The following is a 23,372-nucleotide window of genomic DNA, read 5'->3' as shown; positions in this document are numbered from 1 at the left end:
ATACAACACCTTTGACACGACGGAGTGACATGAAAAAGGCAGGCTTTTTCGCCCTTGCGGCGATCACCGCTCTGGTTTTGACCGGATGCACCGACTCGGATGCCCCCGCAAGCGGCGGCTCCGGCGATTCAGGCGACGGCGGCTCCGCTGATCTGATCCCAGTCAAGGTCGGCGTCATCCCGATCGCCGACACCGCTGCGATCTACCTCGGAGACGATCAGGGCTTCTTCGAAGAGGAAGGCCTCGACCTCACGATCGAGACCGCAACCGGCGGCGCCGCCATCGTGCCAGCCGTTGTCTCTGGCGATTACCAGTTCGGCTTCAGCAACACACTGTCGCTCATGGTCGCCGCAGACCAGGGCCTGGACCTCAAGATGGTCAGTTCCGCGGTCGCCACCACCGGCGACACCACGAAGGACATGGGCGCGGTGATCACCAAGGCCGACTCGGGCATCTCCTCGCCCGCCGACCTCGCTGGCAAGACCGTCTCGAGCAACAGCGTCGGCAACATCAATGACACCGCGGTTCGCTCGGTGGTTGACGAGGCCGGCGCAGATTCATCGACGATCAGCTTTGTCGAGGTGCCTTTCCCCGACGCGATCGCCGCAGTCGAAAACGACCAGGTTGACGCCGCGTTCGTCGTCGAGCCCTTCGTGACCAGCGCCATCAATGCGGGTCTGAACGTGGTCACCTACGCCTACGCCGACTTCGACCCGAAGCTCGACATCGCCGCGTACTTCGCGCTCAACGACGTCGACCCCGCCCTGCTGGAGAAGTTCCAGACCGCGATGACGAAGTCGCTGGAATTCGCCGATGCCAACCCGGACGCCGTGCGCGAGATCATGGCCACGTACACGAAGACCGACCCGGCCGTCCTCGCTGAGATCACCCTGCCGAAGTTCCCCACCGAGATGGATCGCGCGTCGATCGAGAAGCTCGCTGCGGCAGCTCAGGAATACGGCGTTCTGTCGGCTGAGCCGGACTTCGACAACCTGCTGCCGTGACAGCAGTCATCAACACCCTGAGTGAGGTGCGGCGGCTGCGTCGCCGCACCTCCTCCGGGAGTGGCGCGCTGCTGGGCATCGTCGGAGTGGTCGGCTTCTTGGGCCTCTGGGAAGCGGTCTCTCGGCTGGGGCTGGTCGACTCCCGATTCGTGCCACCGGCCAGCGAGGTACTCATCCGCTTCGGCGAGTACGTCGTCGACATGGCCTTCTGGCGCGACGTCGGCTCCACCATGCTCAGCTGGTCGCTGGGCCTGCTCATCTCCGTAGTCGCTGCGACCGTCATCGGATTCCTCATCGGATCAAGCCGGTTCCTCGAGCGGCTGACGCACTCGACGATCGAGTTCCTCCGCCCCGTTCCGTCGGTGGCGTTGATCCCGCTCGCGGTGCTGCTGTTCGGCACGAAGATCCAAGCCGGCCTGCTGCTCATCGTCTACGCGGCGTTCTGGCAGGTCCTGCTGCAGGTCATCTACGGCGCGAAGGATGTTGACCCTGTTGCGGATGCCACCGCGCGAAGCTACGGCCTCAGCCGATTCCAGCGCATCCGCCATGTCACGTGGCCCACGGCACTGCCGTACCTCATGACCGGCATCCGCCTGGCCGCCGCGGTCGCCCTGATCCTCGCGATCACCGCCGAGCTCATCATCGGAACGCCGGGGCTGGGTAAGCAGATCGCAGAGACTCGCGAAGGCGGAGACATCACTGGCATGTACGCCCTGATCCTCGCGACGGGTCTCATCGGTGTCGCGATCAACCTCGTCGTTCGCTTCGTCGAACGACGCGTGCTCGCGTGGCACACCTCAGTGCGGACGGAGGCACTCGGATGAAGTTCTTCAAGTCTGTTTTCTTCCTGCTCGCACTGCCGATCGTCTTGGTGCTGCTGTGGTGGATCTCCACGATCATCAACCCCAGCTTCTTCGTGCCGACGCCGGGCGAACTGATCACGACGTTCTTCGAGACCTGGTTCGGCGACCGCTTCACCAAGGACGTGCTGCCGAGCATCGGTCGCCTGTTCATTGGGATCGCCGGCTCGATCATCATCGGTGTCGGTCTCGGCCTGCTGATCGGATCGTTCAAGCCGCTACGGCAGCTGCTTGAGCCACTATTGGAGTTCTTCCGGGCGATCCCGCCGCCTGTGCTGCTGCCATTGCTGATGATCATCATCGGCGTCAATTGGCGGATGCAGGTGTTCGTGATCATCTTCGGATCGCTCTGGCCCGTGCTGCTGAACACCGTCGAAGGCGTCCGCGCCACCGATGAGGTGCAGCGCGACACGGCTCACAGCTACGGACTGGGTCGCATGGCGCGCCTGCGATATCTGATCCTTCCCGCAGCGGCGCCGCAGATCTTGGCGGGAGTGCGCCAGTGCCTGTCGATCGCCCTCATCCTGATGGTGATCTCCGAGCTCTGGTACACCGCTGCCGGTCTCGGTTTCACCATCGTCCAATTCCAGCGCAACTTCGCCATTCCGGAGATGTGGAGCGGCATCCTGCTGCTGGGCCTGATCGGTCTCGGTCTTGCGGTGCTGTTCCGTTACACCGAGCGCTACATCCTCCGCTGGTACCACGGATTGAGAGAAGTCCAACGTGAGTCCTGAAAACACCACCACACCCGTCCTGCTCGTCGAGGGCCTGCGCAAGGTCTACCCGGCACCGACGCCGGGCGGCGAGAGCGTCGAAGCGATCCGCGATCTGACGTTCAGCATCCCTCAGGGGCAGCTGGTCTGCATTGTCGGCCCGTCCGGCGCGGGAAAGACGACGCTGCTGAAATGCATCGCCGGTCTTCTGCCTCCGACTGCGGGTCGACTCGAGATCGAGGGCAAGACCATCACCGGCCCGCCGAAGACCATGGCGGTTGTGTTCCAGGAGTACGGGCGCAGCCTGTACCCGTGGATGAGCGTGCAGGCCAACGTCGAACTGCCGCTGAAGAGCGCCGGTATCGCGAAGGCCGAGCGTCAGCAGCGCACGAGCGAGGCACTCGATGCGGTCGGTCTTTCAGATGCCGCGGACAAGTACCCGTGGCAGCTGTCCGGCGGCATGCAGCAACGCGTCGCGATCGCGCGCGCTGTGGCATACCGCCCGCAGATCCTGCTGATGGACGAACCATTCGCGGCTGTCGACGCGCAGACCCGCGCCGATCTTGAGGATCTTGTCCGCAAGATCTGGAAGGAGCTCGGCGTCACCGTGCTGTTTGTCACGCACGACATCGACGAATCGGTCTACCTCGGCCAGCGCGTGATCGTGCTGTCGAACCGTCCGACCGTCGTGCAGGACGACGTGACGATCGATCTGCCCGACGAGCGCGATCAGCTGACGACACGCTCCGATCCACGATTCGTCGAACTGCGCCGCCACATCTACGGTGAGATCCAGCGGGCCAAAACGAACTCCGGCGGCACCGAGCAGCCCAAGTCCGCCTGAGCTCCGCCCCACCCCTACCGTTCCCGTCGCAGTTCGTGCGCCCATCCGGGCTTTTTAACCACACGAATTGCGACGGGAACCGTGCGTGAAAGGCCCTGAGATGAATAAGTCCGCGCGCAGGTCGATCGCTGCCGCGATCGTCGCGCTATGCCTTGTCGCCGTGATGATGCGGCCGGCGATCTCGGCTGTTGGTCCGCTGATCGACCGGATGTCTGCGGACACTGGCATCCCGCTCGCACTTCTGGGCGCGCTGTCGACGATCGTGCTGATCACGTGGGCAGTGGTATCGCCGTTTGCGCATGGCTTCGGCCGGCGTCTGGGGTTGGGTCGCGCAGTGCTCGCCGCTCTCGGGCTGCTCGCAGTGGGCACGATCGTCCGCTCGATCCCAGGATCGACGGTCTGGCTGTGGGTGGGCACTGGCTTGATCGGCGTCGCGCTGGCGATCGCAAACGTGCTGATGCCGGCGGTGATCAAGCGGGACTTCCCGCTGCGCGTGCCACTGATGATGGGCGTGTACTCGGCTCTCCTGGGCGGAGCGGGTGCCGTGGCATCCGGTCTGGCCGTTCCGCTGGCGGAGCTCAGCGGCAACGATATCGGGGCCGGATGGCGGATGGCGCTGCTCATCACCGGCGGCGCGGTGCTGCCCTTCGCTCTGATCGCCTGGTGGCTAGTGAGCCGACGGGAGGTGCGTACACCCTCGCTCGGGCGCGCACCGCGCATCGGAATCTGGCGCGACCCGGTTGCGTGGCAAGTCGCCGGCTACATGGGTGTGCAGTCGACGAGCTTCTACGTGCTGGTCACCTGGCTTGCTTCGGTGTCGATCTCTACCGGCCGCAGCGCCGCAATCGCGGGCATCGACGTCATGTTCTATCAGGTGTTCTCGCTGGTGGGCGCCCTCACGGTGGCGCTCGTCATGCGCGGACGCGGCGCGCGGATCACACCGGCTCTGCTCCCGCTTCTGGGCATCGCCGGGATTGCGGGTCTCATGATCTGGCCAGGAGCGATCGGAATCTGGGTCGTCCCGCTCGGCTTGTTCTCCGGCGCATCGCTCGGGGTCTCACTGACGCTGATGGCGCAGCGCGCACGCGACCACAGCACCTCATCCGCGCTGTCAGGCATGTCGCAGTCGGTCGGCTACGCCATCGCCGCGATCGGCCCTGTTCTCTTCGGAGCCGTGCACGCTGCAACCGGCAGCTGGATCGTGCCGCTGACCATTCTTCTGGTGACGATGGTGGCGCAGGGCGTGATCGGGGTATTCGCGGCGCGGGACCGGTTCGTGCTGGGCCGCTGAGCCGCCGCGACGGCAAGTTAACCCCTCCTTGACGCTCGTCCTGCTCGTTGCGGGAAGGAATTCCCGGCTTCGCCGCCGCCGGTGGAAGCCAGGAAAAGCTTCCCCCATCGACGAGGATGCCGGGCTGAGTTTAAGTTCAGGCCCGCGCTGCGCGAAGCTCTTCCTCGATACGCCCGGCGGCGCGCTGCAGTTCCGGCAGCAACTCGGCCCGCACGTCGTCTGCGCGCCCGCGCGCGGTGCTTGTTGAGACGTTCAACGCTGCTGTCACTCCCGAGCGTCCACGCAGCGGCACGGCGATCGAGCGCAGTCCCACTTCCAGCTCGCCGTCGACCATGGCCCAACCCTGACCGCGCACACCATCGAGCACCTCGGTGAGTTCTGCCGGATCAACGCGCGTGAGTGCCGTGTACGCGACGAGCTCGTCCTGGCACAGCACGGCGTTGACATCGGATGCCGGAAGCGCCGCCAGCAGCACCCGACCCATGCTCGTCGCGAAGGCCGGCAGGCGCGTGCCGATCGTGATCCGAACGCTCATGACGCGGCGCGCCGCGGCACGCGCGACATAAACGATCTCGCTACCATCGAGCACTGCCACCGAGACCGATTCGCCAATCTCGTGCGAGAGAGCATCAAGGTGCGGCTGCACGATCTCTGGCAGCGACAGCGACGAAAGGTAGCCGTAGCCGAGTTCGAGCACGCGTGGCGTCAGCCAAAATCGGGCATCCGTTGTCGCTCGCACATAGCCGAGCTGCTCGAGCGTGCGCAGGAATCGTCGGGCAGCGGCCCGCGGAATATCCGCGCGGCGGGCAACCTCCGCTAGCGACAATCCGGCCGGTTCGCCGTCGAACGTGCGAATGACCGCCAGCCCACGCGCGAGCGACTGCACGAAATCAGCCGAAGGCGCAGAACTGGCACTCGACGCCACTTCTGCAGGTGCAGCATCCGATTCAGTCACATCGAAACCCTAGCGTTCCAGCACGACGGCGAGCCCCTGCCCGACTCCGATGCAGATCGCGACGACGGCAACCCCGCCACCGCGACGGCGCAGCTCGTGTGCAGCGTGGCCGATGATGCGCCCGCCTGATGCACCGAGCGGATGGCCGATCGCGAGAGCACCACCATGCACATTCAATCGAGCGGGATCCAGGTCAGGCCACCCGCGCAGGCACGCGAGCGACTGCGATGCGAATGCCTCGTTCAACTCCACGAAGTCGACGTCAGCCCAGCTGCGTCCGGCGCGGGCGAGCGCCTTGTTCGCGGCCTCGATCGGCGCGATCGGGAAGTCATCCGGGTCGACGCCGTGCGCGGCGCGACCGGTAATGCGCGCCAGCGGCTCCCCGGGCAGGACTCCCTCAGCACCAAGCAGCACCGCGGACGCGCCGTCATTGATCGACGAGGAGTTCCCCGCAGTCACCGTGCCGTCTGCCGCGAAAAGCGGACGCAATCCGGCCAGCTTCTCGATCATCGAACCGTCGCGGATGCCCTCGTCACGCGCGAGTTCGGCCCCAGGCACCTGCACGATCTCGCCGTCATAGAGGCCGTCGGCCCATGCTTTCGCGGCGAGTTCGTGCGATCGCACCGCGAACTCGTCCTGCTCCTCACGGCTGACACCGGCGACGCGGGCGGCCTTCTCCGCGGCCTCTCCGTTGGAGATGGTCCAGTGCGTCGGCAGCGCTCTGTTCGTCATCCGCCAGCCGATCGCGGTGTTCCACATGGTCTGGTTTCCGGTCGCGGGGAACGGCTTTGCGGACTTCTCCACGACGTACGGCGCCCGGCTCATCGACTCGACCCCGCCGGCGAGAATGATCTCGGCATCCCCCGATTCAATGGCCCGCGCACCCTGGATGACGGCCTCGACGCTGGATGCACACAGGCGGTTCACCGTCACGCCGGTCACCGAGGTGGGAAGCCCCGCGAGTAGTGCACCCATTCGCGCGAGGTTGCGGTTGTCCTCGCCCGCCTGATTCGCATCGCCAAAGATGACGTCCGCGATTCGCGCCGGATCCACCCCAGTGCGCTCAACAGCGGCACGCATCACGACGGCGGCAAGATCATCGGGACGGACGCCGGCGAGCGCACCGCCGGCCCGCCCGAACGGGGTGCGCACGGCGTCGTAGATGTAGGTGGCAGTCATGAAAGCTCCAGTCGGGCCAGTTCGGCAACCGAGGCGACAGCGGTTGCGGCATCCGTCACGGTCTTGTCGATCACTGCGCCTCTTCGAGAAGTGTTCGCTTTGCGAACCATCGTTCGCTATGCGTCCAGAATAGCGCAACGAACGTCGGGGTCATGGCGTTCGCAGTAGCCGACGCTGAGCCCCCACTCCGCTATGCGGCGCTATCCGACACTTCCCCCGCGTCGAACCGTGGTTTTGCGCCATATAGACGGGTGGGTGGGGTGCCGTCCTAAATCAGGGGGCGCCGAAGTTGTGCGCCGTCTTTATGGGCGCCGTCGCATCCGAAGCAAAGAATCTGAGTACCTCGCCAGCGAGGGCCTTGTCGTCCGACGCAGTCGCCACCGCTCCCGCGAACACGGTGTCAATCGCACAATCACCCGGCATCACGCCAAGGATGCGCACACCGGGCTGACCGACGAGCTCGCTGAGTTGCTGGAAGCCAAGGTCCACCTCGCCGTCGGCCAATGACTTGGCCACGGGGATGCCCGGACGAGCCTGAACGAGCCGCTCGCCCAGTTTCTCCGCCAGCCCCCACTCCTCGATCATCTTCACGAGCGCCGTGCCACTGGGGCCGGTCGAGTACCCAATCCGATTCGCGGCGCGCAGCGCTTCGCGCACGCCGGAGGCATCCGCGAAAGCTGCACCCTCGGGGCGCACCGCAGGTTCGGAGGTGCCGGATGCCACGGCCACAGCCACCTGCGACAGCACGAGAGGCGCGATGGACGCAGCATCCACATGCCCGTCCGCGGCAAGCCGATCCAGAGCGTCGGATGCGAGGAACACCAGATCGAACGACTCACCCGCGGCCACACGCTTTGCGGCATCTACTCCGCCGACCGATTCGATCTCCACCCCAGGCAGCCCGGCCGATACCGCGGCAGCGGCGAGCTCGGAGAGCACGTGGCGAGTCGCCATCGAGGAGATGGCCCTCATGCGGACTCGTCGAAGTTCTCGGTATCGACGTCGGCGGCCGGCCCCGGAGCGTAGCGGGGGCCGGAGACGGTCGCAGTGTCGATCAGCTCGCCGGCACGCGTCAGCAGTGCGGCGTCCACCCTCAGCGACACAGCAGCGAGGTCCTCGCGCAAATGATCGATCCTCGTGGTCCCAGGAATCGGCACGACGTGGTCGCCGCGAGAGAGCAGCCACACAAGCGCCAGCTGCGCCGGCGTGCATCCAGCCTCTGCGGCGAGCGCACGCCAGGCAGGCAGCAGCGCGGCATTCGCCGTCCAGTTCTCCGGCTGAAAGCGCGGCATCGCCCGACGGATGTCCTTCTCGGCGAGCTCGGCGGGATCGCCGACGCTGTCGCTGAGGAACCCGCGCGCCACCGGCGAGAACGCCACCAGCGCGACTCCAGAGGAACGGGTCGCCTCAAGCATCCCGAGTTCCGGGTTGCGGCTCCACAGCGAGTATTCGTTCTGCACGGCCGCAATCGGCGCGACCTTCTGCGCTTCGCGCAGTCGGTCCACCGACACCTCGCTGAGCCCGATCGCACCGATCTTCCCCGCCTCGACGAGCGAAGCGAGCGCACCGACACTCTCACCTATCGGCACGGACTTGTCCCACCGGTGCAGGTAATAAAGGTCGATGTGCTCGACGCCCAGCCTTGCGAGCGAGGCATCCACCTGGGCGCGCAATGTCGACGGACGCCCGTCGATGACCTTTACACCATCCACTTGAGCCATGCCGCCCTTGCTGGCCAGCACGACCTCGTCCCGCCGCCCACGCAGAGCGCGACCGACGAGCTCTTCGTTGCGGCCACCACCGTAAAGCGTTGCGGTGTCGAGGTGGGTCACGCCACTGTCGAGTGCTGCGCGCAGCACGGCGAGGCCCTCTTCCGCGGACGGTGGGATGCCGTAGGCATGGCTCAACGACATGCAGCCCAATCCCATGCGGGGAAGCATCACGCGAGTTGCTCCTCCAGCTGACCGAGCACGCGGTAGCAATCGATGACCTGACGAAGCGACGAATTCGGCTCGCGGCCCTCGCGGATCGCGCTGATGAACTCGCGGTCCTGCAGCTCGATGCCGTTCATGCTGACGGCGACCTTCGACACATCAATCGGCTCCTCGCGACCGTTGAACAGGTCGTCATAGCGGGCGATGTACGTATCGGTGTCACCGATGTAGCGGAAGAACGTGCCGAACGGTCCGTCGTTGTTGAACGAAAGCGACAGCGTGCAGATCGCACCCGATTCGCTCTTCAGCTGGATCGACATGTCCATCGCGATACCGAGCTCCGGGTTGATCGGCCCCTGAATCGCGTTCGCCTGCACGATCTTGCCCGCCTGGTAGGCGAACAGATCGACCGTGTGTGCGGCGTGATGCCACAGCAGGTGGTCGGTCCACGAGCGCGCCTCGCCCTTGGCGTTGGTGTTCGTGCGCCGAAAGAAGTACGTCTGCACGTCCATCTGCTGCACGTTGAACTCACCCGCAATGATCCTGTCGTGCACGAGCTGGTGCGAGGGGTTGAACCGACGTGTGTGCCCAACCATGGCGATCCGATCGGATGCCTCGGCCACCGCAAGTGTCGCCTCGGCATCCGCAAGCGAATCGGCGAGAGGAATCTCCACCTGCACGTGCTTGCCCGCAGCGAGCACCGCCTGTGTCTGCGAGGCGTGCATGCCGGTCGGCGTCGCGAGGATGACCGCATCGACGTCGTCGCGCTCGAGCACAGCATCAAGGCCGACAACGGCAGTCTGTACGCCGTACTGGTCGGCGACGGCCTGCGTCTTCTCCTGCCGGGTGCCACTGACGACCGTCACCTCGGCGTCGTCGATGTTCGCCAGTCCGTCGAGGTGCTTCATACCGAAGGCGCCGGTGGCGCCGACGACGGCAACGCGGATCTTGTCGCTCATGGGTGTCTCCTCAGGGTGCGTCAGGCGGACGGGTTGGTCAGCACCATGTGTCCGACCGCGGTGTTCGACGCGGGCACATGGTAGAACCGGTGGTTCAGCTCAGGAGCATCGCCACCGAACTGATCATCCATCGCTCCGCGTGCGATGAGCCAGTCGACGAGCTCGATGCCTTCGGACCCAGCCTCGTCAACGTACTCCATGTGGTGCCACTCGGTGAGCCCCAGCGGATCGGCGATGAGGTGGTCGAGGAACGCGTTGTCCCACTCCTCGTTGATGAGACCGGCGCGCGGCCCCTGGAGCTGGTGGCTCATGCCACCGGTGCCCCAGATCTGCACGTTGAGCTCTTCGCCGTCCCACTTGTCGAGGGCACGGCGAAGCGCACGCCCGAGCTCGTAGCAACGACGGCCAGACGGCACCGGATACTGCACGACGTTGACGGCAAGCGGGATGACCTTGACCGGCCACTCCTCGACGTCGCCGAACACGAGCGAGAGCGGCACGGTGAGGCCGTGATCTACGACCATCTCGTTGACGAGAGTGAGGTCGAAGTCATCCTGGATCACCGACTGCGCGATGTGCGCCGCCAGCTCGGGGTAGCCCTTGACACCGGGCACCGGGCGGGGACCGTAGCCCTCGTCGGCGACAGGATACTCAGCCCCAGTGCCGAGCACGAAGGTGGGGATGATCGAGGCGTCAAACGCGGTGGCGTGGTCGTTGTAGACCAGGATGACGACGTCAGGCCGGCTCTCCTTGACCCACTTGCGCGTCCACTGGTAGCCGTCGAAGACCTTCTTCCAGTACGGCTCCTCTGTCTTGCCGAGGTCCATCGCGGCACCGATCGCCGGCACGTGCGAGGTGAACAGCGCCGAGGTGTACTTTGCCGGAGCGTTCGGGCGGAAGGTGTCGGCTTTCTCGCCGGGCTCAGGAGGGGTCCAACCGTCGAGATCCTTGAGGCGGTTACCCTCGGGGCGGCGCCCACCGCCGATCATCATGTCGCGGTAGGCGGCTTCCGACATGCCGGTCATGGAACCGGCCATCTGCTGGAAGCTCATCCCGTGCGTGGCGCCGATCTTGGCCAGGAAGTAGATGTTGCCGCCCTCGTCGATCATGGTGTTCATGTCCATGTCGAGCACGGCCTGGCGCTGCCGTGCGTTGAGCGGCCATTCGTCGAGGTACGCTGCCTGGTCGGCGAGGAAACGCTGTCGGTTCTCTGGCTTCATCAGCGACATCGCAAACTGGTTCAGATGAAAACCCTTACGCGCCTGCTCGGCGTCGTAGATGGTCGTGCCTGGAATGTCCTTGTAGGGCTTGTCGAGTGCCATGGTCATTCTCCTTCAATCGTGAGAGATTCCGGCCAGTAAAGACGACGCGGGTTGTCGACCAGCAGTTTCTGCTGCAGTTCGGGCGTCGTCGCGATCTGGGGGATGTAGTCGACCAACAGTCCGTCATCCGGCATGTGGTCTTTGAGGTTGGGGTGGGGCCAGTCGGTGCCCCACAGCACGCGGTCAGGGAACTCTTCGACCACGCGACGGGCGAACGGCACGACGTCGGTATACGCGTGCTGCTCGCCATCTGTGAGCTCTTCAGGCAGCGCGCGCGGACCAGTGACGCTCAAGCGCTCGGGGCACGAGACCTTGGTCCATACATTGAGGTTCTCTCGCATGAACCGCAGGAACAGCTCGAACTCAGGGCCGTTCGGGTCTTTGGTGACGTCGGGCCGACCCATGTGATCGACGACGAGATCGGCTTGGATGCCGGAGAAGAAGTCGTACAGCTCGGGAAGATCCTCGGCCTCGAAGTAGATGACGACGTGCCATCCGAGAGGGGTGATCTTCGAGACGATCTCCTCAAGCGAGTCGGTGGGGACCCGATCGACGAGACGCTTGACGAAGTTGAAACGCACACCGCGGACGCCAGCCTCATGCAACTCGGCGAGCTGCTCATCGGTCACGTCGCGGCGCACAGTCGCGACACCGCGTGCGCGGCCTTCGCTGCGCTGCAGCGCGTCCACAAGGGCAGAGTTGTCAGCGCCATGGCAGGTGGCCTGCACGATGACGTTGCGATCGAAACCGAGGTGATCACGTAGAGCGAACAGCTGCTCTGCCGAGGCATCACACGGGGTGTATTTGCGCTCGGGTGCGTAGGGGAACTGCTCGCCGGGTCCGAAGACGTGGCAGTGCGCGTCGACGGCACCCTCGGGCAGAGTGAACTTCGGCGTGCTGGGACCGTCGTACCAGTCCAGCCAGCCCGGTGACTTCTCAAAGCCGCCTGTGGTGTCGCCGTGTGTCATCAGTCCTCCACGTATTCCAGGCCGGCCGCGGCCAGGGGCTCACGCATGCCGTAGATGTCGAGTCCGAGGACTCCCTCGCGGAACTTCTGGCGCTTGGCTTCTTCGTTGTCCTCGCGTTTCTGGCTGGCATCCGCCACTGCCCCAACCAGTTCGCGCGGCACGACGACAACGCCATCGACATCGGCGACGACCACGTCACCGGGATTGACGAGCGCGTTCGCTGCCACAACGGGCACATTCACCGAGCCGAGAGTGGCCTTGACTGTGCCCTTGGAGTTGATGGCACGCGAGAACACCGGGAAGCCCATCTTCTCGAGGTCGGCGACGTCGCGTACGCCGCCGTCGATGACGAGGCCCTTGCATCCGCGCGCGGTGAGGGAGGTGGCGAGCAGGTCGCCGAAGAAGCCGTCTTCGCTCTCGGTGGTGCAGCCGGCGACGATGACATCACCCTCCTGCACCTGCTCGGCGGCGACGTGGAACATCCAGTTGTCGCCTGGCTGCAGCAGGACCGTAACGGCGGGTCCGCACAGCTTCGCGCCGTTCCAGACAGGACGGATGTAGGGACGCATCAGACCGACGCGACCCATCGCTTCATGGATCGTGGCGACGCCGAACTGCGAGAGGCGAGCCACGTCTTCGGGATCGGGACGCTCAATGTTCGTACGGACGAGGCCGAGGTTGTTCAGGCGCATGGTTTTCCTTTCACAGCCCGCGGGCGGTCAGCGCGCGGTCGAGGCGCGGGTAGACACGACGGGCGTTTCCCTCGAACACCTGCGCGCGCTGGGAGTCGGACAGATTCGGAGTGGCATCGACGTACTTCTTGGTGTCATCGAAGTAGTTGCCGGTGCGAGGGTCGATGTCGCGGACGGCGCCAATCATCTCGCTGGCGAACAGGATGTTTTCGGTGGGGACGACATCGGTCAGCAGGTCAATCCCGGGCTGGTGGTACACGCAGGTATCGAAGTAGACGTTGCCCAGCAGGTGCTCTTCCAACTCAGGCTTACCCAGTGCCATCGCGAGACCGCGGAAGCGCCCCCAGTGATAGGGAACTGCACCGCCACCGTGCGGGATAACGAGCTTGAGGTCGGGGAAGTCCTTGAACAGATCGCCCTTGAGTAGCTGCATGAACGCAGTGGTATCGGCGCCGAGGTAGTGGTCGCCAGTGGTGTGGAACACATCTGGGCGGCACGTGGTGCTGACGTGCACCATTGCCGGGATCTCGTACTCGACGAGCTTCTCGTAGATCGGGTACCAGGAGCGGTCGGTGAGCGCCGGGGCGCTCCACTTCCCGCCGGAGGGATCGGGGTTGAGGTTGACGGTGACCGCGCCGAGCTCTTCGACGGCGCGGGTCAGCTCGTCGATCGTGGTCGCGGGGTCCGCGCCGGGCGACTGCGGGAGCATCGCGCCCATCAGGAAGCGGTCGGGGTACAGGGAGCTCACTCGGGCGACGAGGTCGTTGCAGATGCGTGCCCAGGTCTTGCTGACCTCGAGGTCGCCGATGTGGTGGGCCATGAACGAGGCGCGGGGGCTGAAGACCGTCACGTCGCTGCCGCGCTCATTCATGAGCTTGAGCTGATTAGCCTCGATGGTCTCGCGGATATCGTCGTCACTGATCCGCAGTGCAGAAGAGTCAGGCGCCCCACCGTTGCCCTCGGTAAAGGCGATCTGCAGATCACGCCAGGCCCCCAGCTGCGCGGGGGCGGTGGTGTAATGGCCGTGAATGTCGATGATCAACGCGTGTCGTCCTTGTCACTCGAGAGGGTGCATGCGGAAGCCGCTAATGCCGAAAGCTGCGCGGGTGCTGCTACCCACGACTTTAGGCCGCCCTGGACATATGATCCAATAGATTTAATCCGCGCCACCCATAGATGGGATCGATAGATGTCACTCGTTGATCTGAACCAACTTCGGACCTTCGTCGTGCTCTACGAGCTGCGGAGCGTCACGGCGACGGCCGACCGACTTCACGTCACGCAGCCGACCGTCAGCTACACCCTGAAGCGGCTCCGCGAGCGTTTCGATGACGACCTGTTCCGCCGCGAGGGGCATGACATGGTGCCTACTGCGCGAGCAACGCAGCTTTTCGCTCCGCTGCATGAAGCGCTGGCGCAGATCGATTCGACCGTGAGTGATCCGGATGCCTTCGAACCGTCGAACTTCAGTGGAGTACTCACGCTCGGGCTGACCTCAATCGGTGAACAGACCTTCCTCCCGCCGATCATGGTCGCTCTGGCACGCGAGGCATCCAGACCGCACCTGCAGGTGGAGAGGTTGGATGCCGATCAGGTCGAGGACGGGCTGATCCGAGGGAGCATCGACCTCGCGATGACCGTGTCGTTGCTCGGTACGCCCCGCCTGTGGCGCACGCGCGTGCGCAGCGTCGAGTATGTGGCGCTTTCGTCTGGCGCACATCCGCTGCCTGCACCGATACCGGAGATGTTCACCGGACGTCACTTCATTCGGGTCTCCGCCCGTGGCGGGCATGTTTTCCCGCTCCAGGCGCTGACCGAGCATGGCCTGATGTCACAGGTGGCGTTGACCGTGGAGGAGTACGCCACCGTGCCCGCGGTACTGGAAGCCACCGACCTGGTGGTGCTCCTGCCCCGGCACGTCGCAGAAGTCTTCAGCGGATGGTTCCCCGGCCTGCAGATCGCGGAGCTGCCGTGGCCAGGACACAGCACGCCGGTGTCCCTGTACACGCGGCGTGAGGCGAGCCTGTCACCGGCCCAGAAATGGTTCCGCTCCGTGGTGCGCGATGCCGTGACGACCGATGAGTACCGGCAGGAATGACCAGCGTCAGCGATATTCCTCGGCGATCATCCAACGATCGCGTATGCGGAATGCCGGGATCGTCTGCCGCTTCGCCTTGTTCGTCGCCGATGCGCCGCTGATGCCAACAGCGCGAACCCAATCGGCGAGCGGGATAACGCGGCGACTGGTGATGAGAGCGATGCGCTTGTGCAGTGATTCGAGCATCAAGAGCGCCAGCAGACGAGTCATGCCGTCATGAGAGGTCGTCTTCGCATACTCCGCAAGCACCGGATAGTAGTCGACATGCCGATTACGCGCCCGCACGATCACCGGTGGCAACCCGATGTCTTGCAGTTGCTTATTGATCAGCACGCGTCCTATCCGACCGTTGCCGTCGACAAAGGGATGGAGGATCTCGAACTCGCAGTGGAACCACGCAATGCGTTCTAGTTGCGGTATCGATTCGTCGACCTGAAATCGGGCGACTGCTTCCCCGACCAGATCGGGCACGAACGCAGGGTTGGCGCCCAAGTACCCACCCACCCGCACCCACTCCTCCGCGCGGCGGAATCTCCCTGCCACGTCGTCGCGGATGCCCGCCAAGAGCATCCCGTGCCAGCGCAAGATCAGGTCGCTGGAGAACGATTCGGTGCCGTTCAGCAGATCCGCGGTCACGTCCGCGAGGTTCTTCGCCTCGTACACCTCGCGAAGATCGCTACGTGTTGCGGGCATGAGCCCGGCGAGAATCCGCTCGGTATCGTCGAGCGTGAGCGTGGAGTTCTCGATGGCATTCGACTGCTGCACCGATTCGGCCAGCTCGGCTAGCGCAATCTGCTCCAGCGCCTCGGGATGCTTTGCAGCAATCTGCCGATACTCATCGACGACAGCATCGATCCGCTCCCACGTCACGCGATTAATCATGCGAGAACACCTCCTCAGCCATGGTCAACTTATCGTGAATTGAGGAGTGAAATCATCTCAATTCACGTAAAGCGATATAGGTTCACCCGCGCGTGCTCTTGTTCCAGCTGGCTTTTGCGGGAGCGAAGGGGCTGCGCACGTGGATGGACCACGACGAGTGCGGATGGATGGACAGGATCGCCTTCTCGTACCAGGCCTTTGCCTCATCGGTGAGATCAGGCAGCACAGCATCCTTGTCCGCGTCATCCTCCGGCCGGGGACGCAGCGCCTTCCACACCAGCTGAACCTCAGGAGCGCCGGTAGGGATGCCATCGATGTCGAGCACCGCGCGGTCCCAGGGCAGCTGAAGGCGCGGGTCGCGCTTGTACACCCAGGCACTCGGGGCGCCGTCCTCGACGTTCACCTGGAGCACCCAAGCGTCCTTCGCGTCGTCACGTACGAGCACCGGCTGCAGGTCGGCATCGGCAGGGGCATCCGCAAAGGGAACTAGGTCATCGCCGTCATCGCCGGACGTGTCGTCGGAAGGCACCCACGCCGTGAATCCCGCCGGAAGACTTGCCACCAGATCGCCCAGATCTGCCGCGATGACGCTCACATCCGTGTTCGGGCGTGGGCGGATCGACCGCCCCAACCACCGATCGAGGGCGACACCCCCCGATAGCCACCACCGCACAGATGCCGGCGCGAGAAGCGCCGCGACCGCTTGTGGCGCGAGCGGTTCCCAGCGCGTGACGGAAGTGTCGGGGGAAGAGGCCATGAATCGAGGCTACTCGGGCAGCGTGTACTTCCCCCGCAGGTCTGTCTTGCGGATCTTGCCGCTCGCGGTCCGCGGAAGTTCGTCGACGAAGACGACGCCGCGCGGGATCTTGTATTTCGCTAGGCGTCCGTTGAGGCTCGAGAGCAGATCTTCCGCACTAATCTCGGCACGCTTAACGGCGATGGCGAGCGGCACCTCACCCCAGCGCTCGTGTGGCACGCCAATGACAGCGACGGAGTCGATCTCCGGATGCTCCATGATGACCTGCTCGATCTCGGCCGGATAGATGTTCTCTCCACCGGAGATGATCATGTCTTTCAGACGGTCACTGATTGTCAGATAGCCCTGCTCATCGAGCACGCCGATGTCACCCGAGCGCAGCCATTCGCCTCGGTGAGCGTCGCGCGTCGCATCAGGGCGCAGCCAGTACTCCTTCATCACGTTCGGGCCGGAGATTTCGATCTCGCCGGCCTCTCCCACCGCCAGCGACTGCCCTTCGTCATCGACCACGCGCACATCGGTGAAGAAGTGCGCGAGTCCCGAAGAGCCAATGTGTTCTTTCGTCTTGCGGTGCGGCAGCGAAGTGGCACCAGGAGACGTCTCGGTCATGCCATAGCCGGAGGAGAAGCTGAGCCCGCGCTTCTCATATGCCTCGATGACCCGCAGCGGAACGCTGGAGCCACCGCAGGTGAGCTTGCGCAGCGTCGACAGATCCGTGGCATCCCAATTCTCATGCTCGGCAAGCATCTGAAAGGTTGTCGGCACGCCAGACAGACTCGTGATGCCGTGCGTTTTGATCGCATCCAGCACGGCGCCCGGATCGACCTTCTCTTGCAGAACCAGAGCGCCGCCCTTCAGCAGCGTCGGCAAGGCCCCCATGCTCAGGGACGCCACGTGGAACATCGGGGCGATCATCAGAGCCCGTTCGTCGGACGTGACGTCGTAATCGACGAGCACGTTGAGCGAGTTCCAGGTGAGATTCCCGTGCGTGAGTACCGCCCCCTTCGGGCGGCCGGTCGTGCCAGAGGTGTAGAGGATCATCGCCGGGTCATCGAGCGTGACCTCGACGACGGCGGGTTCTCCTGACGCTGCAGCGAGCACCTCATCGATCGCTTCAACCGCTGGCAGTTCTGCCGGCCCTCCGACGACGATACGGTTCGTGACCTCACTCGACCAGGCCGCGGCACGCGCCAATTCCCGCACCTCGTGGTGCGTGACGAGCAGCCGCGCTCCGCAGTCGTCGATCATGTACTCCAGCTCACGCGGAGCAAGCCGCGTGTTCAGCGGAACGAAGATCGCCCCGATGAGACCACAGGCGAAGAACGTGGTCAGGAAGTCGGGATGGTTGTTTCCGAGGAACACCACCCGGTCGCCCTTGACGACGCCGCGCTCTGCGAGAGCGACCGCGAAGCGATCGATCCGATCGGCGAGCTCCTCATAGCGATATGAACGATCGCCATGGATGATCGCAAGGTCACCTTCGGATTTCACGCGGCGACGCGAAATCCACGTGCCCAATCCCTGGTTCTTCATCGAAGCCTCATTGTTGGTCGAAATCGGTGCTGTTCGAAGTCGGTACTGCGCGTGGCGCCTGATCAGGCGTAGAAGCGGTAGATACCACGCGCGACGACGGCAGGCTTCGCGCCGCCCTCGATCTCCACAGTCTGGTCGACGGCCAGCTGGTATCCGCCGGCCACCTCGGTGACTTCGGCGATGACGGCGTTCATGCGCACGCGCGCGCCGACCTTGACGGGCGACACGAACCGCACCTTGTCCAGGCCGTAGTTGACCTTGGTGGTCACACCCTCTGCGTCGAAGAGCTCGCTCCAGAACTTCACGGTGAGCGACAGGCTGAGGTAGCCGTGCGCGATCGGCGCACCGAACGGCCCAGTCGCTGCGCGCTCGGCGTCGACGTGGATCCACTGGTGGTCATCGGTGGCGTCTGCGAAGACGTTCACGCGCTCCTGGGTGACTTCCAGCCAGTCGGAGAATCCGAGGTCGGTTCCGGCGAGGCCGGCGATGTCTGCATAAGCGACGGTGGTGGTCATGGTGTGCCTTTCGATTGCTAAAGATGGATGCCGGATGCTCAGGCGCCGAGCCCGAGAAGACGGATCGCGTTGTCCTTCATGATCCCGGGCATGACCTCGGGCTTGAACGCTGCGTGCGGGGCGTCTCTGATCCAGCGCTCCGGCGTGATCATCGGGAAGTCAGAACCGAACAGCACGCGCTTCTTCAGGTACGAGTTGGCAGCGCGCACGAGCGTCTCGGGGAAGTACTTCGGGCTCCACCCGGAGAGGTCAATCCACGTGTTGTGCTTGTGCGTCGCAACCGACAGCGCTTCGTCCTGCCACGGCACGGAAGGGTGGGCCATGATGATCTGCAGATCGCCGAACTCCGCCGCGACCACATCGAGCAGCATCGGGTTCGAAAGCCCCAGGCGCAGTCCGCGCCCACCGCGCATGCCCGCTCCGATACCGGTCTGACCGGTGTGGAACAGCGCGACGACCCCCGCCTCCTGTAAAGCCTCGTAGAGCGGGAAGTACACGGCATCGCTGGGATCGAAACCCTGCACGGTCGGGTGGAACTTGAACCCGCGCACACCATGCTCCTCGATGAGGCGAATGGCGTCGTCGACCGCGGTCTTCTTGAGCGGATCGACGGAGCCGAACGGGACCAGCACGTCGTTGTTGCGCGCTGCCCCCTCGGCGATATCTGCACTCGAGATCGCCGAGTGTCCGAAGTTGGTCTCGGCATCGACTGTGAACACCACGGCTGCCATCTTGCGCTCGCGATAGTAGGCAGCGACACCGTCAAGGTCAGGGTTCGGCCCGTCGGTGGCGAAGTACTTCGCCGCGGCATCCCTGAGGTCATCCGGCAAAGACGAATGCCCGTGCGCGTCGATCTCGATGTGCACGTGCACGTCGATCGCAGTCAGCGCATCGACGTCGATGTTCGATTCGTAGCGGGTCATTTTGTTCTGTGAACCCTTCGAAGCGTCAGCGCTTCAGTTCTTCGGGAAGTGCGGGGAACCGCTCGCCCACCGACTGCTGCTTGTCTCCGATCAGCGTCGGGAACTCTGCCTCGAGCGTCTCGTACGACCAGCCGCCTTCGTGATATTCGCTGGCGACCGCCTCCGGATGCGACCAGAGCTGGATGCGGTCTCCGCCGATGCCGATCGCCTGACCTGTGACGGATGCGGCGGCATCCGAGGCAAGGTATGCGATGAGGCCGGCGACGTCATCTGATGTTCCGAAACCGAGGTCGTGGCGGAAGAAGGCGGGCATGGTCTCCCCCTTCTCGTCTGCCTCCACCGCAGCGGCGAAGTACGGCACCGTGGCCGTCATGGCGGTCGCAGCGACCGGCACGACCGCGTTGGCCGTGATGCCGGCCTTTTTGAGTTCCAGCGCCCAGGTGCGCACCATCCCGACGATGCCGGCCTTGGCCGCGGCGTAGTTGGTCTGCCCGAAGTTGCCACGCTGCCCGGTCGGCGAGCCGATGCAGATGATCCGCCCGGCGATCTCGTTCGCACGCATGTAGGTCGCAGCTTCTCGCACGCAGGTGAACGTGCCGCGCAGGTGCACGTTGATGACGGTGTCGAAGTCGTCGTCGCTCATCTTCCAGAGCACCGTGTCGCGCAGCACGCCAGCGTTGGTGACAAGGATGTCAAGGCGACCATAGGTGTCGACGGCGGTCTGCACCAGCAGCTGTGCCGTCTCGGTCGGTCCGACGGGAGCGACGACGGCGACAGCCGTACCGCCCGCGGCCTCGATGCTCGCGACAGCTTCTGCAGCCGTCTCAGCAGAGACATCATTGATGACGACGGACGCTCCCTGACGTGCGAGCTCCTGGGCATAGGCGAGGCCCAAGCCCCGGCCTGATCCGGTGACGATGGCGACTTTGCCACTGAGAGACATGGAGCTCCTTTGGTTCATGCGAGATTCTGATCCAATAATGCTTGCAGATCTCAATTATTGGATTCCTCACTGTACCGTACAATAAACCCATGACGATCTCCACCACTGGCCCGCTCGGCAGCCAGGTGCTCACTGGCGACATGAGCTTCCTCCTGGCACGCGCCAGCGCGGTGGCAAACGCTGCGGGCAACGCGGCACTGAACGCACTCGGGTTCAAGGTGCGCTCATATGCGGTGCTCGAACTCGCCGCCGAGAGCGTGCAGACCTCCCAGCGCGAGATCGCGGAGTTCCTGCGCCTCGACCCCAGCCAGGTGGTCGCTCTCGTCGACGAACTGCAGCGCGCCGGGCTCGTCGCGCGCGAACCCGACCCCCGCGATCGCCGCGCGAACGCGATCATCGCGACGCCACTCGGCCACGAGACGCTCGGCGCCGCACGTCAGGCTATCCACTCGAACGACCCCGCCACCCGCTCCGGCCTCACCGACGCCGAGCGCGAAACGCTGACGGAACTCCTGCGTAAGGTCGCCTTCCCCGGCTGACCCGCCAGGGCGCCCTCAGCCCTTCGGACGCTCCAGCATCTGCCACAGTCCGCGAAAGAGCGCATCCACCTCAGTCGAATCAAGATGCCCGGTCAGCTCGCGCTGCACCTCGATCACCATCGGCGCAAGCCGCACCCGCTCGGCGGAGCCGTGATCGGTCAGAGTCACAACGTTGCGTCGCGCGTCACCTTCGGCCCGCCGCCGCTCAATGAGCCCCGACTGCTCCATCCTTCGAACAAGGTCGGCGACCGTCGATCGGTCAAGATCAACCTCGTCGCACAGTTCACGCTGGCTCGCCTCGCCACGTCGGTCAAGGACGGCGAGGATGCTGTATTGCGCACTCGTGATCTCGACGGACGCCACACGCGCCCAGGTCGCCAGGTGCAGCTGCTGCGCACGACGGATGAGGTTTCCGACGTGGCGTTGCGGTTCGGGGAGGTCTGACATGGTCATCACGGCATCCATCCTCTCAGCCGTATCGAGCAGTGCCGCATGCTCACGCAGGCAGCAGGAAGCCTGCGAAGAAATCCCGCAGCTCATCACGCGCCGACAGCGGCAGCACGAGCGCTACGTACTGGTCCGGTCGGACGACGACGACCGCACCCTCCGCTGCGATCCCGCGACTCGCGAAAATATCGTCCTTCACATCGGCGGCCCATGTCTTCTCCCAGTCCTGCAGCCCCAACGGCCCCGACTGCGGAAGAAGAATCGAAGGCAGCTCGGTGACGTCGACGTCATGATGCGATCCACGGAAGATCGCGTGCACGTCGATGACGCTGTCGATGTCGGCATCCGCTGCGGTGAATGCGCGCACCGGCGAATTTTCGCCGTCGCTCAGCCACGTCGCGAAGTGGTTCAGCGCGACGCCGGCTTCGTCACCGAAGGCGTAAACGCGCCAGCGTCCGTCAGCGCGGTGTGAATGGCCGAGCTGCATCGGCCGGGCATCCGCCACGCGCCGCACCGGCGACGAGTGGAATCGTGTGCCGACCTCGAAACCGGTCGCGATCCCCTGGTGCGCGGAGGTGCCGGTGAGGGTCGATTGCGTGTACTTGGTCGCGAGGCCAGCGGTGTAACGGCCCTGGCGAGCGAACTCGGCCTGCATGTCTGCGGGCGAGACGCCACCACGCTCAGGATGCGCGGGGTCGAGCGCCGGCTGAGCGATGTAGGCCGACCAGTATTTGTCGAACTCGATGAGGTCAACGGCGATCGCCTGACGCTCCTCGGAGTACGTGCGCAGCAATGAGGCATCCGATCGCCCCTGCAGGACGGCGGCGAGCTTCCAGCCGAGGTTGAAGGCGTCCTGCATCGACACGTTCATGCCCTGACCGGCCTTGGCGCTGTGTGTGTGGCACGCGTCGCCGGCGACGAAGATGTGCGGCGTGGCATCTGCCGGAGCATCCGCGGTCAGGTCATCGAAGCGGTCGGCGACGCGCTGGCCGACTTCGTAGACGCTCGACCACGCGACCTGGTGCACGTCAATGGAGTACGGGTACAGGATCTCGTTCGCGACAGCGCGCAACTCTTCCGCGGTCTTGTTGCGAATCTCGCTGTCGCCTGCGGACACTTCACCGAGATCGACGTAGCAGCGCACCATATTGCCACCCTCGCGCGGGATCATCAACAGGCTCCCCTTGCCGTCTGACTGAATGACATTCTTCGTGCGCCAGTCGGGGAAGTCGGTGGTCGCCAGCACGTCCATGACGCCCCACGCGTGGTTGGCGGCGTCGCCCTTGAGCTGAATGCCGAGGGCGCGGCGCACGTTGCTGCGGGCTCCGTCGCCGCCGACGACGTACTTCGCGCGGATGGTGATCTCTGAGCCGTCGGCACGCGCCAGCCGCACGACGACGGGGTGGTCGGAGTTCTCCATCTCGTAGCCGATGAACTCGATGCCGTACTCGGCCTCGAGCCTGCTGGATGAGTTGGCGGCATGCTCGAGCAGGTACTGCTGCATGCGCGCCTGGTTCACGATCACGTGCGGAAACTCGCTGAGCCCCTCTGGGGTGTCATTCACCCAGCCGGTGCGCGTGATCTTCGAGCGATCCTCGTCCGACGGACCCCAGAAGCGCACCTCGTTCACCCAGTACGCCTCGCGGACAAGCGCATCGGCGAGGCCGAAGGACTGGAACATCTCGACCGTGCGGCAGGCAACACCATCGGCATGACCGACCTGGAGCGGCTCGGTGCGGCGCTCGACGATGCGGGTGGTGATGTCGGGGAACTCTGCCAGCTGAGCGGCGAGCACGGTTCCCGCTGGACCAGTGCCGACGATGAGAACATCGACCTTATCGGGGAACTCGGCGCCACGCTCGCGTGCCTGCAGAGCTGCGGGCTGGATGTCGGGGTCTCCAGGGCGATATCCATCGCGATAGAACTGCATCAGATCTCCTTCGATCACTCCGGTCAGCCCCGGAGAAGCCATCCGACCGAGTCGGAATAGTTGGGGTGCCAACGACAATACACG

Annotated in this window: 24 protein-coding genes; 7 read left to right on the top strand and 17 right to left on the bottom strand. The window is 64.7% G+C overall.

The features are described from left to right. The first annotated feature begins 29 nt into the window (after positions 1-29). From AC1C2O_RS13955 to AC1C2O_RS13935, 5 genes are all read left to right on the top strand, one after another. Positions 30-1,004, top strand: a complete 975-nt coding sequence (locus AC1C2O_RS13955) for an ABC transporter substrate-binding protein (protein ID WP_495431041.1) — start codon at positions 30-32, stop codon at positions 1,002-1,004. Then, a complete protein-coding gene (locus AC1C2O_RS13950; protein ID WP_495431040.1) occupies positions 1,001-1,828 on the top strand; it encodes an ABC transporter permease in 828 nt (275 codons plus the stop codon). The genes AC1C2O_RS13955 and AC1C2O_RS13950 overlap by 4 nt, the downstream gene beginning before the upstream one ends. Further along, entirely contained in the window at positions 1,825-2,598 is a 774-nt protein-coding gene (locus AC1C2O_RS13945) for an ABC transporter permease (protein ID WP_495431039.1), read from the top strand. The genes AC1C2O_RS13950 and AC1C2O_RS13945 overlap by 4 nt, the downstream gene beginning before the upstream one ends. Continuing rightward, positions 2,588-3,421: an ABC transporter ATP-binding protein gene (locus AC1C2O_RS13940; RefSeq protein ID WP_495431038.1), complete on the top strand. Its 834-nt coding sequence runs from the start codon at positions 2,588-2,590 to the stop codon at positions 3,419-3,421. The genes AC1C2O_RS13945 and AC1C2O_RS13940 overlap by 11 nt, the downstream gene beginning before the upstream one ends. 100 nt (positions 3,422-3,521) lie before the next feature. Next, complete coding sequence (locus AC1C2O_RS13935; protein ID WP_495431037.1) at positions 3,522-4,712, top strand: MFS transporter; 1,191 nt, start codon at positions 3,522-3,524, stop codon at positions 4,710-4,712. Between the two features lie 136 nt (positions 4,713-4,848). Here AC1C2O_RS13935 and AC1C2O_RS13930 read toward each other — a convergent pair whose 3' ends face one another. The 9 genes from AC1C2O_RS13930 to AC1C2O_RS13890 all read right to left on the bottom strand — a co-directional run bounded on the left by AC1C2O_RS13930 (position 4,849) and on the right by AC1C2O_RS13890 (position 13,763). Then, positions 4,849-5,667 (bottom strand): IclR family transcriptional regulator domain-containing protein, encoded by an 819-nt coding sequence (locus AC1C2O_RS13930; protein ID WP_495431036.1) that lies wholly within the window; start codon positions 5,665-5,667, stop codon positions 4,849-4,851. A 9-nt stretch (positions 5,668-5,676) separates the two neighbouring features. Next, positions 5,677-6,846, bottom strand: coding sequence for a thiolase family protein (locus tag AC1C2O_RS13925; RefSeq protein ID WP_495431035.1), 1,170 nt, complete (start codon positions 6,844-6,846; stop codon positions 5,677-5,679). Between the two features lie 273 nt (positions 6,847-7,119). Continuing rightward, positions 7,120-7,818 carry a substrate-binding domain-containing protein gene (locus AC1C2O_RS13920; protein ID WP_495431034.1) on the bottom strand — a complete coding sequence of 233 codons (699 nt, stop codon included), beginning with the start codon at positions 7,816-7,818 and terminating at the stop codon, positions 7,120-7,122. Continuing rightward, complete coding sequence (locus AC1C2O_RS13915) at positions 7,815-8,786, bottom strand: aldo/keto reductase (RefSeq protein WP_495431741.1); 972 nt, start codon at positions 8,784-8,786, stop codon at positions 7,815-7,817. Before AC1C2O_RS13915 ends, AC1C2O_RS13920 begins: the two co-directional genes overlap by 4 nt. Further along, a complete protein-coding gene (locus AC1C2O_RS13910) occupies positions 8,786-9,739 on the bottom strand; it encodes a Gfo/Idh/MocA family oxidoreductase (protein WP_495431033.1) in 954 nt (317 codons plus the stop codon). Before AC1C2O_RS13910 ends, AC1C2O_RS13915 begins: the two co-directional genes overlap by 1 nt. 20 nt (positions 9,740-9,759) lie before the next feature. Next, positions 9,760-11,061, bottom strand: coding sequence for a protocatechuate 4,5-dioxygenase subunit alpha/beta (locus tag AC1C2O_RS13905; RefSeq protein ID WP_495431032.1), 1,302 nt, complete (start codon positions 11,059-11,061; stop codon positions 9,760-9,762). 2 nt (positions 11,062-11,063) lie between these two features. Continuing rightward, complete coding sequence (locus AC1C2O_RS13900) at positions 11,064-12,029, bottom strand: amidohydrolase family protein (RefSeq protein WP_495431031.1); 966 nt, start codon at positions 12,027-12,029, stop codon at positions 11,064-11,066. Continuing rightward, complete coding sequence (gene ligK, locus AC1C2O_RS13895) at positions 12,029-12,721, bottom strand: 4-carboxy-4-hydroxy-2-oxoadipate aldolase/oxaloacetate decarboxylase (RefSeq protein ID WP_495431030.1); 693 nt, start codon at positions 12,719-12,721, stop codon at positions 12,029-12,031. The genes AC1C2O_RS13900 and ligK overlap by 1 nt, the downstream gene beginning before the upstream one ends. 10 nt (positions 12,722-12,731) lie before the next feature. Next, positions 12,732-13,763: an amidohydrolase family protein gene (locus AC1C2O_RS13890; protein ID WP_495431029.1), complete on the bottom strand. Its 1,032-nt coding sequence runs from the start codon at positions 13,761-13,763 to the stop codon at positions 12,732-12,734. Positions 13,764-13,910: 147 nt separating this feature from the next. On the opposite strand from AC1C2O_RS13890, the gene AC1C2O_RS13885 reads away from it, so the two are divergent. Then, positions 13,911-14,819 (top strand): LysR family transcriptional regulator, encoded by a 909-nt coding sequence (locus tag AC1C2O_RS13885; RefSeq protein WP_495431028.1) that lies wholly within the window; start codon positions 13,911-13,913, stop codon positions 14,817-14,819. 6 nt (positions 14,820-14,825) lie between these two features. On the opposite strand, the gene AC1C2O_RS13880 is transcribed toward AC1C2O_RS13885, so the two are convergent. From AC1C2O_RS13880 to AC1C2O_RS13855, 6 genes are all read right to left on the bottom strand, one after another. Next, on the bottom strand, positions 14,826-15,701 hold the full coding sequence (locus AC1C2O_RS13880) for a Fic family protein (protein WP_495431027.1): 876 nt from the start codon (positions 15,699-15,701) through the stop codon (positions 14,826-14,828). Positions 15,702-15,783: 82 nt separating this feature from the next. Next, the gene (locus tag AC1C2O_RS13875) at positions 15,784-16,458 is read right to left on the bottom strand and encodes a hypothetical protein (protein WP_495431026.1); all 675 of its coding nucleotides are present in this window, start codon (positions 16,456-16,458) and stop codon (positions 15,784-15,786) included. Between the two features lie 9 nt (positions 16,459-16,467). Next, positions 16,468-17,949, bottom strand: coding sequence for an acyl-CoA synthetase (locus tag AC1C2O_RS13870; RefSeq protein ID WP_495431025.1), 1,482 nt, complete (start codon positions 17,947-17,949; stop codon positions 16,468-16,470). A 104-nt stretch (positions 17,950-18,053) separates the two neighbouring features. Then, positions 18,054-18,506 carry a MaoC family dehydratase gene (locus tag AC1C2O_RS13865; protein WP_495431024.1) on the bottom strand — a complete coding sequence of 151 codons (453 nt, stop codon included), beginning with the start codon at positions 18,504-18,506 and terminating at the stop codon, positions 18,054-18,056. 38 nt (positions 18,507-18,544) lie between these two features. Then, positions 18,545-19,429, bottom strand: coding sequence for an amidohydrolase family protein (locus AC1C2O_RS13860; RefSeq protein ID WP_495431023.1), 885 nt, complete (start codon positions 19,427-19,429; stop codon positions 18,545-18,547). A gap of 25 nt (positions 19,430-19,454) precedes the next feature. Next, positions 19,455-20,372, bottom strand: a complete 918-nt coding sequence (locus AC1C2O_RS13855; protein WP_495431022.1) for an SDR family NAD(P)-dependent oxidoreductase — start codon at positions 20,370-20,372, stop codon at positions 19,455-19,457. Between the two features lie 89 nt (positions 20,373-20,461). Here AC1C2O_RS13855 and AC1C2O_RS13850 point away from each other — a divergent pair, with 89 nt between their 5' ends. Beyond that, complete coding sequence (locus AC1C2O_RS13850; protein ID WP_495431021.1) at positions 20,462-20,911, top strand: MarR family winged helix-turn-helix transcriptional regulator; 450 nt, start codon at positions 20,462-20,464, stop codon at positions 20,909-20,911. A gap of 15 nt (positions 20,912-20,926) precedes the next feature. On the opposite strand, the gene AC1C2O_RS13845 is transcribed toward AC1C2O_RS13850, so the two are convergent. Together AC1C2O_RS13845 and AC1C2O_RS13840 are read right to left on the bottom strand one after the other, a co-directional pair. Then, positions 20,927-21,364 carry a MarR family winged helix-turn-helix transcriptional regulator gene (locus AC1C2O_RS13845; RefSeq protein WP_495431019.1) on the bottom strand — a complete coding sequence of 146 codons (438 nt, stop codon included), beginning with the start codon at positions 21,362-21,364 and terminating at the stop codon, positions 20,927-20,929. A gap of 43 nt (positions 21,365-21,407) precedes the next feature. Continuing rightward, a complete protein-coding gene (locus AC1C2O_RS13840; RefSeq protein WP_495431018.1) occupies positions 21,408-23,288 on the bottom strand; it encodes an FAD-dependent monooxygenase in 1,881 nt (626 codons plus the stop codon). Positions 23,289-23,372: the final 84 nt, after the last annotated feature.

Source organism: Microbacterium sp. Y355, assembly GCF_059445345.1.
Note: the sequence above shows the minus strand (reverse complement) of the source record. Positions and strands in the feature narration are given on the sequence as shown.